The 14,432-nt window shown below is 64.5% G+C and carries 13 protein-coding genes; 5 read left to right on the forward strand and 8 right to left on the reverse strand.

Annotation, left to right across the window (positions count from 1 at the left end; all coding sequences use genetic code 11):
• Positions 1-7: 7 nt before the first annotated feature.
• Positions 8-430: a lysozyme inhibitor LprI family protein gene (locus EN818_RS06830; protein ID WP_095804945.1), complete on the reverse strand. Its 423-nt coding sequence runs from the start codon at positions 428-430 to the stop codon at positions 8-10.
• A 239-nt stretch (positions 431-669) separates the two neighbouring features.
• Between EN818_RS06830 and ykgO the strand changes: the two genes are divergently transcribed.
• From ykgO to EN818_RS06845, 3 genes are all read left to right on the forward strand, one after another.
• Positions 670-795 carry a type B 50S ribosomal protein L36 gene (gene ykgO / locus EN818_RS06835; RefSeq protein ID WP_040974291.1) on the forward strand — a complete coding sequence of 42 codons (126 nt, stop codon included), beginning with the start codon at positions 670-672 and terminating at the stop codon, positions 793-795.
• Positions 796-950: 155 nt separating this feature from the next.
• On the forward strand, positions 951-1,571 hold the full coding sequence (locus EN818_RS06840) for a hypothetical protein (RefSeq protein WP_095804645.1): 621 nt from the start codon (positions 951-953) through the stop codon (positions 1,569-1,571).
• Positions 1,572-1,697: 126 nt separating this feature from the next.
• Positions 1,698-2,759, forward strand: coding sequence for an alpha/beta hydrolase (locus tag EN818_RS06845; protein ID WP_129553668.1), 1,062 nt, complete (start codon positions 1,698-1,700; stop codon positions 2,757-2,759).
• 118 nt (positions 2,760-2,877) lie between these two features.
• Here the strand turns inward: EN818_RS06845 and pyk are convergent, their stop codons facing one another.
• Together pyk and EN818_RS06855 are read right to left on the reverse strand one after the other, a co-directional pair.
• A complete protein-coding gene (gene pyk, locus EN818_RS06850; RefSeq protein ID WP_095804647.1) occupies positions 2,878-4,305 on the reverse strand; it encodes a pyruvate kinase in 1,428 nt (475 codons plus the stop codon).
• Positions 4,302-4,790, reverse strand: a complete 489-nt coding sequence (locus EN818_RS06855; protein WP_095804648.1) for a DUF1036 domain-containing protein — start codon at positions 4,788-4,790, stop codon at positions 4,302-4,304. Before EN818_RS06855 ends, pyk begins: the two co-directional genes overlap by 4 nt.
• Positions 4,791-5,141: 351 nt before the next feature.
• Between EN818_RS06855 and EN818_RS06860 the strand changes: the two genes are divergently transcribed.
• On the forward strand, positions 5,142-5,939 hold the full coding sequence (locus tag EN818_RS06860) for an N-formylglutamate amidohydrolase (RefSeq protein ID WP_095804649.1): 798 nt from the start codon (positions 5,142-5,144) through the stop codon (positions 5,937-5,939).
• Positions 5,940-5,964: 25 nt separating this feature from the next.
• Positions 5,965-6,273: a DUF1244 domain-containing protein gene (locus tag EN818_RS06865; RefSeq protein ID WP_095804650.1), complete on the forward strand. Its 309-nt coding sequence runs from the start codon at positions 5,965-5,967 to the stop codon at positions 6,271-6,273.
• A 134-nt stretch (positions 6,274-6,407) separates the two neighbouring features.
• Here EN818_RS06865 and EN818_RS06870 read toward each other — a convergent pair whose 3' ends face one another.
• The 5 genes from EN818_RS06870 to EN818_RS06890 form a co-directional block, all read right to left on the reverse strand.
• On the reverse strand, positions 6,408-6,566 hold the full coding sequence (locus tag EN818_RS06870) for a DUF3309 family protein (protein WP_095804651.1): 159 nt from the start codon (positions 6,564-6,566) through the stop codon (positions 6,408-6,410).
• A gap of 197 nt (positions 6,567-6,763) precedes the next feature.
• Entirely contained in the window at positions 6,764-9,922 is a 3,159-nt protein-coding gene (locus tag EN818_RS06875; protein ID WP_095804652.1) for an efflux RND transporter permease subunit, read from the reverse strand.
• Positions 9,923-9,995: 73 nt separating this feature from the next.
• A complete protein-coding gene (locus EN818_RS06880; protein WP_095804946.1) occupies positions 9,996-11,171 on the reverse strand; it encodes an efflux RND transporter periplasmic adaptor subunit in 1,176 nt (391 codons plus the stop codon).
• Between the two features lie 414 nt (positions 11,172-11,585).
• Complete coding sequence (locus tag EN818_RS06885) at positions 11,586-13,007, reverse strand: coniferyl aldehyde dehydrogenase (RefSeq protein ID WP_135904139.1); 1,422 nt, start codon at positions 13,005-13,007, stop codon at positions 11,586-11,588.
• Between the two features lie 170 nt (positions 13,008-13,177).
• Positions 13,178-14,308: a patatin-like phospholipase family protein gene (locus EN818_RS06890; protein WP_095804653.1), complete on the reverse strand. Its 1,131-nt coding sequence runs from the start codon at positions 14,306-14,308 to the stop codon at positions 13,178-13,180.
• Between the last annotated feature and the right edge of the window lie 124 nt (positions 14,309-14,432).

The raw sequence follows: 14,432 nt of genomic DNA on the forward strand, positions 1-14,432 counted from the left end.
CCTGGCGCTATTGCATGTCCTGATCTTCGTCCTCGTCCGGGCTGGCACAGCTTGGATCGCCTTCCTGGCAGTTGGGACCGGACGTCAGCTGCTTGGTGCGCTCGTTGGTCAGCTCCGTCAGGCACTGCGATACCTCCATCGGATGGATGGAGCCGCCCTCGCTGCCGGCGGTCGAATAGGCGCATTCGGCATCGCGGAAGGCGATCCAGGCGCGTTGCGCCGTTTGCAGCAGCTTGTTGGCTTTCTCGTCGTTGCGGCCGACCAGATCCTTGTAGGCGGCATTGAGCTTGGCGTCGGCGGTCTGAAAGTCGGCATTGGCGCAGATATTCATCATCGACTGGCTGTCGTCGCTGCGGTCGCACTCCTGCCCCCAGGCAACAGGCGCCGTTCCAAGGAGGATAAGGCAGGCGGAGAGAAAGAGAGGGCGCAAGGTGGACTCCGATCGCTTCACGCGGGCACTTTTCCAGCAGCTTTCGAGTCGCGCAATGCCGCGCGGTTGCGATGGCGAATATTTGATGAGCCCTGCCATTTGCGGCATAGGAGCCGGCCATGCGGTTGACATAGGCAAGGCTCCTCGTTTAAGAGCCACGCAAGTTCACAAGGCGCGCTTTTTCGGGCGCGCCTTTAAAATTCGGCCCGGGACCGGGCCCCGACCAAACAGGCAAGACCATGAAGATCAAGAATTCGCTCAAGGCGCTCAAGGCGCGTCACCGCGACAACCGGCTGGTTCGCCGCAAGGGACGCATCTACATCATCAACAAGACCGCTCCGCGCTACAAGGCGCGCCAGGGCTGAGGCTTGCGCGCGGCTTGATGCATGTCCCCCAAAAGTGGGAAAACGGCATGCGCAAAAAACAACGGGCCGCGTTTGCTGATGTTGACTGCCGGTTCGCCGGCGCTCTCACGCTAAAATCAGATTGACGATCCGCCGTCCGGGATTAGATTCCGGCGATGCGGACTCTTTTTGCTTCTCTCGCCGCCCTGCTCCTCGCCTGCCCTGCCTTGCCTGCTTCGGCGCAGGATCAGCCCACGCAGCCGTCCGTGGCCTCGCCGCCACCGGCCATCACACCGCCGCCGGTCCCCTCCACCAGGCAGGGCCGCCTCGACCAGCTGTTTGCCGACCTCAGGCGCGAGCGCAATGAAAAGGCCGCCGAGCGCATCGCCGGCCGCATCTGGAGCGAGTGGAACCAGTCCGGCAGCGCCTCGATCGACCTGATGATGCGGTGGGCGCAAAAGGCGGCGGAAGACCAGAAATTCGGCGTCGCGCTCGATTTTCTCGACCAGGTGGTGATCTTGCAGCCGGACTATGCCGAGGGCTGGAACCGGCGAGCCACCGTGCATTTCCTGATGAAGAACTACGGCAAGTCGATGTCCGACATCGATCACACGCTGCGGCTCGAGCCGCGCCATTTCGGCGCCCTCTCCGGGCTGGCCCAGATCATGACCGAGACCGGCCACAAGCAATCGGCGCTCGAAGCCTGGCAGAGAGTGCTGACCATCTATCCGATGATGCGCAGCGCCCAGGACCAGGTCTCCGCGCTTTCGGAAGAGCTGGCAGGCGAAGGCATTTGATTCTTTTAAGGGAGTAGGGGAATAGGGGAGTAAGGGAATAGCGTAGATTGGCTCGGAACACCTCCCCTGCTCCCCTACTCCCCTACTCCCCTAAAACTAATTCCTCCCATCTTCGTACTTCCTCGCATGAACCTCATCTTCGCCGCGCTTTTCTTCCTCATCGCGTCCGTCTTTGCCCTGGCCGGCGTTACCCGTGCCGGCCTCTGGGTGGTTGAGCGCCGCAATCCGCCAGTGGGTCAGTTCACCGAGATCAACGGCGCCCGGATCCACTACGTCCATATCCCGGCTCCCGCCGGCGGCGATCTGCCGCCGGTCGTTTTCATCCATGGCGCCAGCGCCAACCTCAACGACCAGATGCTGCCGCTCAGGCCGCTGCTCGAAGGCCGTGCCGAGATGCTGTTTTTCGACCGGCCGGGCTTCGGCTGGTCGGAACGCGGCAACAACGAAACGCTGGCGGCGCAGGGAGACACAATCGCCGCGCTGATGGATCGCCTCGGTCTCGCCAAGGCCATCATCGTCGGCCATTCCTTTGGCGGCGCGGTCACCACCGCCTTTGCGCGAAACCATCCGGAAAAGACGCTCGGCCTCGTCTTCCTGGCGCCCGTCAGCCATCCCTGGCCTGGCGGCGCGACCGCCTGGTATTACAAGCTGACGGCCACCCCCGCAGTCGGCCGGCTGTTTTCCGAGACGCTCGCCTATCCCGCCGGCATGCTGCAACTCGGCAATGCGACGGCCTGCGTCTTCTCGCCCAACAAGGTGCCGGAGGGCTATATCGCCAACGCCGCCATCCCGCTGGTGCTGCGGCCGTCCGCCTTCCGCGCCAATGCCATCGATGTGGCCCAGCTCTATGAATACACCCGGACGGCCTCGCCTCACTACCGCGAGATCAGCGCGCCGACGGTGGTTATCTCAGGCGATCGCGACAAGGTCGTGTACGCCACGATCCACTCGGTCGGCCTCGAGCGCGACATCCCTGGTGCTGAGCTCGTCTGGGTCCACAATCTCGGCCACAAACCCGACTGGATCGCGCCCGATCTGGTGGTCGGCGCGATCGAGAAAGCGGCCGGAGCGGCCATCGACCTTCTGGCGATGGCAAGGACGGTGGAAAGCCGCGTTGCCGGCGACACCCAAGGTGCCGGCAGATGCCCGGAACTCAAAGCGCCCGACGCGGAGCTCGCGCCGGGCTAAGCGGTTTTCACCACTGTCGCCAAACGCCATCGAAATGGCGCTGCATAGGCTCATGCGGCGGCAGCAATCGCTGGTGCTTCGCGGAAGCGATTGGCCAGTGATTGGCTACAGGCAGCGGCTAATGCGTGTCCGACCCCACATACGCAATCCGCAGCATGTTGGTCGAGCCCGGCGTCCTCAGCGGCACGCCGGCGGTGATGATGACGCGGTCGCCCGGCTTGCCGAAGCCTTCGTCGAGCGCGATGCGGCAGGCGCGGTTGACCATGTCGTCGAGATCGGTGGCATCCGGGGACACGACGCAGTGCGTGCCCCACAAAAGCGAAAGCCGCCGCGCCGTGTTGACGATCGGCGACAGCGCCACGATCGGCACCTGCGGCCGTTCGCGCGCGGCGCGCAGGCCCGTCGTGCCCGAGGCGGTATAGGTGATGATCGCCGACAGCTTCAGCGTCTCGGCGATCTCGCGCGCGGCGAGTGAAATCGCGTCGGCACCGGTTGCTTCCGGCTCCGAGCGCTGTGCGTTGATGATGCCGGCATAGGTCGGATCGGTTTCGACCTTGGTGGCGATGCGGTTCATCATGCCGACCGCCTCGACCGGGTAGGCGCCGGCCGCGGATTCGGCCGAAAGCATGATCGCGTCTGCGCCCTCGAACACCGCGGTCGACACGTCGGATACCTCGGCACGGGTCGGCACCGGCGCGGTGATCATCGATTCCAGCATCTGTGTTGCGATCACCACCGGCTTTCCGGCGCGGCGGGCGGCGCGCGTGATCTGCTTCTGGATGCCGGGCACCGCCTCCAGCGGCATCTCGACGCCGAGATCGCCGCGCGCGACCATCAGCGCGTCGGACAATTCGATGATCTCCGTCAGGCGGGCGACCGCCTGGGGCTTTTCGATCTTGGCCATGATCAGCGCCCGGCCGCGCGCGATCTTGCGCGCTTCGGCCAGATCCTCCGGCCGCTGCACGAAGGACAGCGCCACCCAATCGATGCTTTCCGCGAGCACCGCGTCGAGGTCCGCGCGGTCCTTCTCGGTGAGCGCGCCGACTGGCAGCACGGTGTCGGGAAGGCTGACGCCTTTCTTGTCCGAGATGGAGGTGCCGGCCACGACCGTGCAGGTGATCGACTTGCCGTCGCTCTTCACCGCCTTGAGCTCCAGCTTGCCGTCGTCGATCAAAAGCCGGTGACCGGCCTCGACCGAGCTCAGGATTTCCGGGTGCGGCAGATAGACCCTCTTCGACGTGCCGGGTTCGGGATTGTCGTCGAGCGTGAACGTCTGGCCGGCGGTCAGCGCCTCCTTGCCATTGGCAAACTTGCCGACCCTGAGCTTCGGACCCTGCAGGTCGGCCAGAATGCCGATCGGACGCCCGACATCCGCCTCGACGGCGCGGATGCGGCGGACGAGCGTGCGCATCAGTTCGTGGTCGGTGTGGCTCATATTGATGCGAAAGACATCGGCGCCCGCTTCGAAAAGCTTCTTCAGCATCTCGTCGGATGAAGAAGCCGGACCGATGGTGGCGAGGATCTTGACCTTGCGGCTACGTCTCATTGACTGTTTGTTCCCGGAGCGGGGGTCGCTGGCGCGCCTCCCGTTGCGGGCTCGTCGGTAAGCTGGACCATCCAGCTTGCCTGCTCGCCCGTGTCATATTCTTGAAATCCGGCGCGCTGGAAGCCCCGGGCGACGCAATCATTCACGCCGGCGATCTTGAACTCTTTTTCGGCCACGCACATGTTGATCGGGCCGTCCCACCGACCGCCGCGCTCGGCGTCTTCTGCATAGAGATAGTAAAACCTTGATGACAGCGGCCCTTCGATCAGCGTCTTGCAGGTCGATCCTTCGATGTGCCACCAGCCTTCGGTGATCCAGCCGGCCTTGGCGCGATAGCCGATGCCGACCCCGACAAGGTTCTGCGTCGCGTTGCAGACGCGGAAGTCGGCGCGCGCCGGCGAGGTCGCCGCGATCGCGCACAGGCCCGCGGCAAAGATCAGCAGCGGCACGGCCATGCGCTCGCGCAGCCTGCCGCTAAAACCCATCCCAAATCCCCTCACGAACCACATCTGCATCTCTCGACGCCCCTTTTCAGCAAACTCCGGGCCCATGTCAACGCGCCGTTTTGTTGAATTCCAATCGATTTAGAAAGGTCCGGCGCCTGACCTCGAAAAATCGGAATCGATTTTCGGAAAGGATCATGCGCCAAATCAAAGTGCTACAGCATCCTTTGCCCATCCAAGAGGACGCGCGGCGCTGTAGTTGCACGGTTTGTCGTCTCATCCGGGATTTTTTTGCAGAAACCGTGGCCAAACAACGGCATTGCACCGGCGTCCTCTTCGTGGAATGACGATACCACCCTGCCGGACACCAGCGACCAGCCCATTTCCTAGCCGATGACCCGATCCACAGTTTTCGCGCCATTCGATATCGTCGAGGGCGATCGCAAGAAGGGCATCGTGCTTCTCGCCGATCACGCCCGCCGCGACCTGCCCGAGGAATATGGCAGCCTCGGCCTGCCCGAGGCCGAGTTCGAGCGGCACATCGCCTACGACATCGGCGTCGAGACGGTGACGCGCGAACTGGCGGCGGCGCTCGATGCGCCGGCCGTGCTCGCCGGCTTTTCGCGGCTTTTGATCGACCCGAACCGGGGCGAAGACGATCCGACGCTGATCCGCCAGCTCTATGACGGCACCATCGTGCCGCGAAACTACCCCATGGCCGCCGACGAGCGCGAGCGGCGCCTCGACCGCTTCTACCGGCCCTACCATGACGCCGTCGGCGCGATGATTTCCTCCGTGGCGCACGCCTCCGGCAAAGCGCCCTTCATCTTCTCGGTGCATTCCTTCACGCCCCGCATGCAGGGCTTCGTCCGGCCGTGGCATGTCGGCATCCTGTGGGACCTCGACGATCGCGTGGCGCGGCCGCTGATCGACATGCTGGCCGAAGACAAGACGCTCGTCGTCGGCGACAACGAGCCCTATGACGGCGCGCTGCGCGGCGACACGATGTTCCGACACGCGATCGTCAACGGCTATGCCCATGCTCTGCTCGAGATCCGCCAGGACCTGATCGCCGACCGCGCCGGCGCGCTGGCATGGGCCGAGCGGCTGGCGCCGATCGTTGACGCCATCGACTGTCGTGCCGATATACATCAGGTGAAGAGGTTCGGCTCCCGCACCGGCCCGGTGTGACAGAGGCGGCAAGGAGGTCCCGGCGATGATCGATCTCAGCGACGAGCAGAAACGCGATTTCGAGGCCGCCGCCTTCCGCCGGCTGGTCGGGCATCTGCGCGAACGCGGCGATGTCCAGAACATCGACCTGATGAACCTCGCCGGCTTCTGCCGCAACTGCCTGTCGAACTGGTATCGCGAGGCTGCCGCGGCCGATGGCGTGGCGCTGTCGAAGGACGAATCCCGTGAGATCATCTACGGCATGCCCTATGCCGAATGGCAGGCGCTCAACCAGACGGATGCGTCCGAAGCCAAGAAGGCGGAATTCGAGGCAAAGCGGCCGAAGGATCACTAAACGATCGCCTGCGGCCTCGTCGTTCTAGGGCGAAGCGCTTCTCAAAACCTACGGGAGGATCAATCGTCGCCAAGCCGCCTGGCGGTGGCGGGAGAACGGCCGAGCTTTGAAGAGCCCGGCCGCAAGTGCTTGCGTCAGATCCTGCCCATCAAGAGGAGGATCAGCAGCACCACCAAAATGACGCCGACAATCCCCGAGGGGCCATAGCCCCAGGAACGCGAATGCGGCCACGCCGGTATCGCGCCGATCAGGATCAGGATCAGGATGATTACGAGAATTGTGCCGAGCGTCATGGAATCCTCGCCGTGTGGTTGAATCGAGGAGACAATGCAAAAGGCCGCCCGATAGTTCCCGGGCGGCTCAGAGCATTCTGCAGCCGGCGCAGCCGCCTGGCGTCGCTGGAATGCGTTAACAAATAGCCTGAGCAGGATGCCGGATGTATCCTGCCCCAAGCGGCTATCCAGAGGAGGCGGCTATCCAGAGAAGGCCCCTACTCCGCGGCCTTCTGGAAGCTGACCTCCGTCTGGGCGGCCAATTCGGCCGCCTTGGTGGTTGAAGAGACCTCGCCCTTGCCGCGCCGGAAGAAGGCATGGAAGCGGCTGTCCTTGCTGCGCGTGAACACCATCAGCATAGACGGCGTCACGACCAGCGTCAGCAGCGTGGCGAAGGACAGGCCGAAGACGATCGCCGACGACAGTGAAATCCACCATTGCGTCGAAGGCGCGTTGATAGTCGTCTCGTGGTGGAAGATTTCGAGGCCGAGGCCGAAGGCGATCGGCAGCACGCCGAGGATGGCCGAGACAGCCGTCAGCACCACCGGCCGCGCGCGCTCGCGGCAGGTCTGCAGCACCGCCTCCATCTTGTCCCAGCCTTCCTCGCGCAGCCGGTCATAGGTGTCGATGAGCACGATGTTGTTGTTCACAACCACGCCGGCCAGCGCGATGACACCGATGCCCGACATGACGATGCCGAAGGCCTCGCCGGTCAGAAGCAGCCCCAGGAACACGCCGACCGTCGCCATGACGACGCAGGACAGCACCAGCCAGACGCTGGTGAACTTGTTGAACTGCATCAAAAGCACCAGGAAGATCAGGAAGATCGCCGCGCCGAATGCCTTGCTGAGGAAGGCGCCGGCCTCGGCGCTGTCCTCGTTGGAGCCGGCGAGCTTCCAGCGGATTCCGTTGCCGAGATTCATCTCGGAGACGGCCTTGGTCACCTCCTGCTGCACCGCCGCCACCTGCGCGCCGGCGCTGACATTGGCCTGGACGACCACGGTGCGCGCGCCGTCGATTCGGTTGAGGATGCCGACCGTCGGCTCGGGCTTGCGCACCACGAAGTTCGAGATCGGCACCGACCCTTGCGAGGTCTGCACGCGAAGTTCGTCGAGCGTCGACAGCGTGCGCCGGTCCTCAGGCAGGCGCAGCCTTATATCGACCGCGTCGTCGGCGCCGGCCGGCCGGTATTCCGACAGTTTGAGGCCGTTGGTCACCAGCTGCACCACAGTGCCGACCGAAGTCGGACTGATGCCGTATTGCGCCGCCTTGGCACGATCGACCTCAAGCGCCCAGTCGACGCCGGGCGGCGGCAGGCCGTCCGAAATGTCGATGACGTTGGATATCTTGGCGATCCGCGCCGCCACCGCGCGGGCCTTGTCGTCGAGCCCGGCCGGATCGGCGGCCGAAAGCCTGATCTGGATCGGCTTGCCGGTCGGCGGGCCGGCCTCCGGCACCCGCACCTCGACGTCGACGCCGGGAATGCCGGCCATGACGCCGCGCAGGTCGCTGAGGATCTGGTTGGCGGACTTGCGCTCGCGCCAGTCGACGAACTCGTACTGGATCACGCCGACGACGTCTTCCGGAATGTCCTGGCCGCCGCCCTGCGTTTTGCCGACGCGCGTGTAGACCGACTTCACGCCGGGCCAGCCGAGCAGACGGCCTTCCGCCGTCTTGGTGGCGGCATCCATTTCGGCCAGCGAAAGGTTGCCGCGCGCATGCACATAGAGCAGGCCGTAATCAGGCTCGACGCTGGGGAAGAATTCGACCCCGGCGCCGTATTTCGAATAGGCGAAGCCGACGCCGACCAGAAGGCCGACGGTGAGCAGGATGACCGTTATCGGGAAACGCACGGCCTGCTTGACCAGCGCCATGTACCAGCCGTCGCGATGATCGCCCTCGTGATGCGCCGGCGCCTTGGCGAAGATGGCCCCGAGCGTCGGCGCGAAGACCAGCGCGTAGAGCATCGATGCCGACAGGGTCACGATCAGCGTGATCGGCATGTACTTCATGAAGTCGCCGATGATGCCGGGCCAGAACAGGAGCGGCGAGAAGGCGGCGATGCGCGTCATCGTGGCCGCGATGACCGGGCCGGCCATGCGCCTGGCGGCGAGCGCGAAAGCGTCCGCCTTCGGCATGCCTTCGCTCATGCGCCGTTCAGCGAATTCGGTGACGATGATGGCGTCGTCGACCAGCATGCCGACCGCCAGGATGAGGCTGAACAGCACGATCATGTTGATCGTGTAGCCCATCATCGCAAGCAGCAGGATGCCGATCAGGAAGGATGACGGAATAGCCAATCCGATCAGCAGCGATGCCCGGCCCGACAGCGCATAGAGGATGACGATGAACACCAGGATGACGGCGATCATCACATGGTTCTGCAGGTCGCCCAAAAGCTGGTTGACGAAGACCGACTTGTCCTGCGTGTAGGTGACGTGCATGCCTTCGGGCATGGTCTTGATAAAGCCGTCCGAGACGGCCCGCACCTGGTTCAGCGTGTCGATCAGATTGGCGCCGATGCGCTTCTTGACTTCGATGGCGATGGCCGGCTTGCCGTCGAGCCGTGTCACCGTCTCGGCGTCCTTGAAGGTCGAGCGGATGGTGGCGACGTCCTTGGCCTGCACTACGGCATTTGGGGTGGCGACCACCGGCAGGTTGGCGACATCCTCAGGCGTCTCGATCAGCGACGGCACCTTGACCGCATACTTGCCTTCGGAGCCCTCGAGATTGCCCGCGGCGACCAGGCTGTTGGATGCGCCGACGCCCTGCATCACCTGGTCGAGCTGCAGCCCGTAGGATGACAGCTTCACCGGATCGATGACGACCTCGACCAGATCGTCGCGCGCGCCCTGCAGCGAGCCTTCCAGCACGCCCGGCACTTCCTCGATGCGGTCGCGCAACTCGCGCGCCGCCGCCGTCAGCACGCGCTCAGGCACATCACCCGAAAGCGTCACGACCATGACCGGGAATTCCGAAACGTTCACCTCGGTGACCGTCGGTTCCTCGGCCGCCTGCGGCAGGTCGGCCTTGGCGTCCTGGACCTTGCTGCGCGTGTCCTGCAGTGCCGTCGCCAGATTGGTCTGCGGCTGGAATTCGACCAGCACGTAGCCGCCGCCCTGGAAGGCGGCCGAGCGCATCTCCTTCAGCCCCTTGAGGCTCTTGAGCTTGCTTTCCATCGGCCTCAGCAGCAGGCGCTCGGAATCCTCCGGCGAGATGCCCTGGTAGATCAGGCTGACATACATCATCGGAATCGGAACGTCGGGCTCCGCTTCCTTCGGCGTCGACTGATAGGCGACCCAGCCCGCCACCAGCAGGAACATCAGCGCCGATATTGTGAGGCGGGCGTTGTGTATGGCGAGTCTGACGATATCCATGACTTATGCCTGCTGTTTCTTCGGAAGCGGAGAAGGGCCGGCGCCATTGATGGCGCGGTGCCGGGTGCTCGCGCTACTGCGTGCCGGCGGTGGCTTCGCCGATCAGCTTGCTGATGGTCGCCTGGTCTGCTTCGACCGGCTTCACCAGATCGCCTTCCTTCACCAGCTCCTGGCCGGCCACGATGATGCGTGCCTCCTGCGGGATGCCGCCGAGCACCAGCCCCTGGGGCGTGTCGTCGACGAGGTCGATCGGGAAGAACGCGACCTTGTCGTCCTTGCCGACCGCGCGAATGCCGAGATCGCCCTTGTCGCCCAGCGTCACCACCGAACGCGGCAGCATGATCGCATCGGTCGGCTCGGCGCTGAGCGTGATCTCGGCCGTCATGCCGGCCGGAATGGAGCCGTCCCCATTCGGGATCGCCACCTCGACGCGGAAGGTGCGGGTCTGGGAAGAAGCGTCGCGGCTGATGTAGCGAAGCGTGCCGGTCACCTTCTGGTCGTTGACCAGGCGCACATCGGCCTCGTCGCCGATCTTGACGTAGCGCAGGTCGCGCTCGCTGATCTCACCGCGCGCGATCACCGGATCGAGCTTGAGGATGGTCGCGACCTCGCCGCCCTGCATGACCGAACTGCCGAGTTCCACCGGCACGCGGTCGATGACGCCGTCGAATGGCGCCTTGACCTCGTTGCGGTCGAGTTCGGCTTGCGCCGTTTCCAGCATCGACTGCGCCGCCGTCAGGTTCGAGCGCGCGGTGTCGAGCTGCAGCTTGGGCAGGTTGCCGGTCTTGGCCAACTGCTCGGCGGCTTCGAGTTCGGCCTTGCGCTGCACCAGCAGCTGCTTGGCGTTGTCGACATTGGAGATCTTTTCTTCGGCGGCCAGCATCAGCACCAGGTCGCCCGTCTTGACGCGCTGGCCCTGTCTGACCGGCAGCTTGTCGATCACGCCGGCGACGCGGGTCGCCAGCACCGCCCGCTTGTCGGCCTCGGTCAGCCCGGAGATGCGGATGGCCCGCGCATAGGTCTTGCGCGGCGGCGTCACCACCGCGACCGTGCGCAGCGGTGCCTTCGGCTCGGCCTCGGCCGATTTCGGCTTGGCGTCCGGCTGCTTGGGCTTCGAAGCATCAGCTGTCTTCTGATCGTCGGCGGCAGCGCTGCTGCCGACGGACGAGAACTCGCCCGTTCCCATCCAGGCTGCGAAGCCGATGAGCACAGCAATAGCGGCAAGCTTGTGAAACCTGATTTTCGGCATCGTCATTTTTCCGTTGCGGGCCTGGCGAGGTCGGCGCGTCCGACTCCCGGGCGCGCGGCCGATATGGGTGCGCGCAGGGCCCAATTCAATTCGCCGTGATCGGCGACGGGGCGCTTCTTACCGCAAAGTTGCAACCCAAAACAGTCAGAAACTTTGATGTTTCCTGCGGAGTTACTGCATGCCGCGCAAACGTGTGCAGCTGTTTTGCGAAAACGACATGCACAAAACTAAGACCTGAAGCGCAGCGCATGGCTGCGTTCCACCGCGACGCGCTCTAGGTATTTCGCGTTCTTCGGCTTCCGCGCCTGCCGCTGCGTTTTTCTCGCTCGGAAGCCGAATGGCAGCAGGCGTCAGGATGATGCGAAACTTTGTTCTCGAATTCGCGCGAACCGGCCCATATCGGAAAAGCTGCCGTCAGGTGATCAGGTTCAGCAGTCGGAACAGCCACTCGAACCGTCTGCCATAGGGCGGACGCAAAAGCCCGCCAGCGCTGAGCCTCGATTGCACGAAGATCGGCTTTTCCTTGCTGAAGGTCCGAAATCCCCATTCGCCGTGGTAGGCCCCCATGCCGCTCTCGCCGACGCCGCCGAATGGCTGCCGCTCCTGCACCAGATGCATCATGCAATCATTGACCGTGACGCCGCCGGCAATGGTTTCGCGCATCATCCGTCGCCGATTGGCGCTGTCGCTGCCGAACCAGTAAAGGGCAAGCGGTCGCTCCGCCCGATTCACGTGATCGATGGCCTGCTCGAGGGTGCCATATTCGACGATCGGCAGCACCGGCCCGAAGATTTCCTCGCGCATGAGCCGCAAAGTCTCGCCGGCATTCCTGACCAGCACGGGCGACATCTTGCGGTCCGTCACGCCAAGCTCCTCCCTGGCCGGATTGACCTCTACGACCTCGGCGCCGCTTTCGCGCGCCTCGGCGACCATGTCGCCCAGGCGCTTGTGATGCCGCTCGCTGATGATGGCCGTGTAGTCGGGGTTGTTGCGCAGGCTGGGATAGAGCCGCGCCATGGCTGCCGCCAGCTTGGCGGCGACTGTCGCCCCTTGTCCGCGCGGGACCATGAGGTAGTCCGGCGCGATGCAGGTCTGGCCGGCGTTGAGCAGCTTGCCGTAGGCGACGCTGGCGACCGCCGCGTCGAGATCGCAGGACGGATCGAAGATCGCCGGCGACTTGCCGCCGAGCTCGAGCGTGACCGGTGTCAGGTTGGCCGCCGCCGCCAGCGCCACCTGCCGGCCGACCGCGGTTGAGCCGGTGAACAGCAGATGATCGAAAGGCATCGACACGAATGCCTTGCCGGCTTCGGCGTCGCCGACCACCACGCTCATCTCGTCGGGAGAAAAATGTTCTTCGACCAGCCGGGCAAGCAGGTCCGAAAATTTCGGTGTCAGCTCGGAGGGCTTGATCAGCACGCGGTTGCCCGCGGCGAGTGCCGCGGTCGCCGGCGCGATGGCGAGTTGGAAAGGATAGTTCCAGGGCGACACGATGCCCACGACGCCCAAGGGCTGCGCCAGCAGGCGATTGCGCCCAGGCAGGAACGGCAGGCTGGTGGCGAGGCGGCGCTCGCGCATCCAGCCGCGCAGATGGCGAATGGCATTCCTGATCCCGGCACGGACGACGAACAGCTCGGCAAGCCGCGTTTCCTGTTGTGCCCGGCCGCAAAAGTCGCCGTCGATCGCCGCGCAGATCTCGGCCTCATGCTTTTCGGTGAGCGCCAGCAGACGGTTCAGCCTATCCTTGCGGACCTCGAGAGCGGGGAACGGCTCCCTCTCGAAGGCCCGGGCCTGCGCTTCAAACCTGACTGCAAGGGCATTCTGTCCGGTCTGCAGCATCGCCACCTCCCGTTTACGTCGAGGTAAGCTATATCGCTGAACAGCGACGAATCCAGCGCCTCCGCGGTTTCCGCAAGGGAAGACGTCGCGCCGATTGCGTAAAAGCCGTTCGAGCGGTCCGCCCACGATAGACTGAACTGCTCCAGACCCGAACGGACAGGCGAAGAATTCTATGCCTGCCGCCGCGCCGCGTCAGGCTTCATGCGAGCGGCGAGGAATTCCTTGACCCGCCGGCCCGGCGCCGGGCCGCGCACAGGCTTGAAGCCGTCGTCGAGCTCGCCCGAGAGGTCGAGCGTCGCGCGCTTGCCCACGGCATCGTAATTCTCCTCCAGCCAGTCGCTCGCCGCGCTTCGGCCGAGGTCGCGCAGATAGACGAGGAAGGCCCACTCTGCATTGATCTTGGATGAGGCCGACAGGTCCTTGAACGCCTCGTCGGCATCGATCCGGTGCATGCGGATGTCGCGGTATTCGCCATGCGGCAGGCGGCCGGCGGCGATCAGCTCCTTGACGAAGGCGATGGAGCGGAATTCGCGCAGCAGCCCGGCGTTGAAGGTGATCTCGTCGATGCGGTTCTGGATCTCGTTGGCGCTTTTCGGCGTGCCTTCGCGCACCACGGGGTTGATCTGCACCAGCAGCACGTCCTCGGTCGCTGTCGCCTTGAAGAACGGGTAGAGCGCCGGATTGCCGCCATAGCCGCCGTCCCAGTAGGGAACGCCCTTGATCTCGACGGCGCGGAACAGTTGCGGCAGGCAGGCCGAGGCCATCACGGTGTCGAGCTCGATCTCGCCGTCGGAAAAGACATGCAACTGTCCGGTTTCGACATTCGTCGCAGAGATGAACAGTTCCATCGCCTTGCAGGCGCGCACGTTGGAGAAGTTGATTTCCTGCTTGAGCACGTCGCGCAGCGGGTTAAGCCCGAGCGGATTGGCGACATAGGGGGAAAACACCCGCGACATGGTGTCGAAGAACAGGTAGCCGGGCGTGTTCTCGATCGACCAGTTGCCCCACAGGACGTCCCACGGCATGCGCTGCACCGGGCTGAAGCGGCCTTTCGAAGCTACGGCGCGCCAGAGATCCTCGAGCTTCTTGCGCGCGCCCTCGACGCCACCGCGCACAAATCCGTCGGCCAGCGCCACGGCATTCATGGCGCCGGCGCTGGTGCCGGACACGGCAGCGATCTCCAGCCGTCCGTCCTCCAGCAGGCGGTCGAGCACGCCCCAGGAGAAGGCGCCATGGGAGCCGCCACCCTGCAGCGCGATGTTGATCTTCTTGTTGTCTTCCGCCTCGCCGTTCTTCGTCATGGCGTTCCTATCGTCTTGATGCGTCAGCCTGCCCCAGCGTCATCGCACGAAGCAAGCTGCCGTCGACCTATGTTGCAGTGCAGCATATAGGAGCGGACCAAGGCAAGAACACGAACACGCTCGC

The organism is Mesorhizobium sp. M3A.F.Ca.ET.175.01.1.1 (genome assembly GCF_004791945.1).
Classification (GTDB): domain Bacteria; phylum Pseudomonadota; class Alphaproteobacteria; order Rhizobiales; family Rhizobiaceae; genus Mesorhizobium.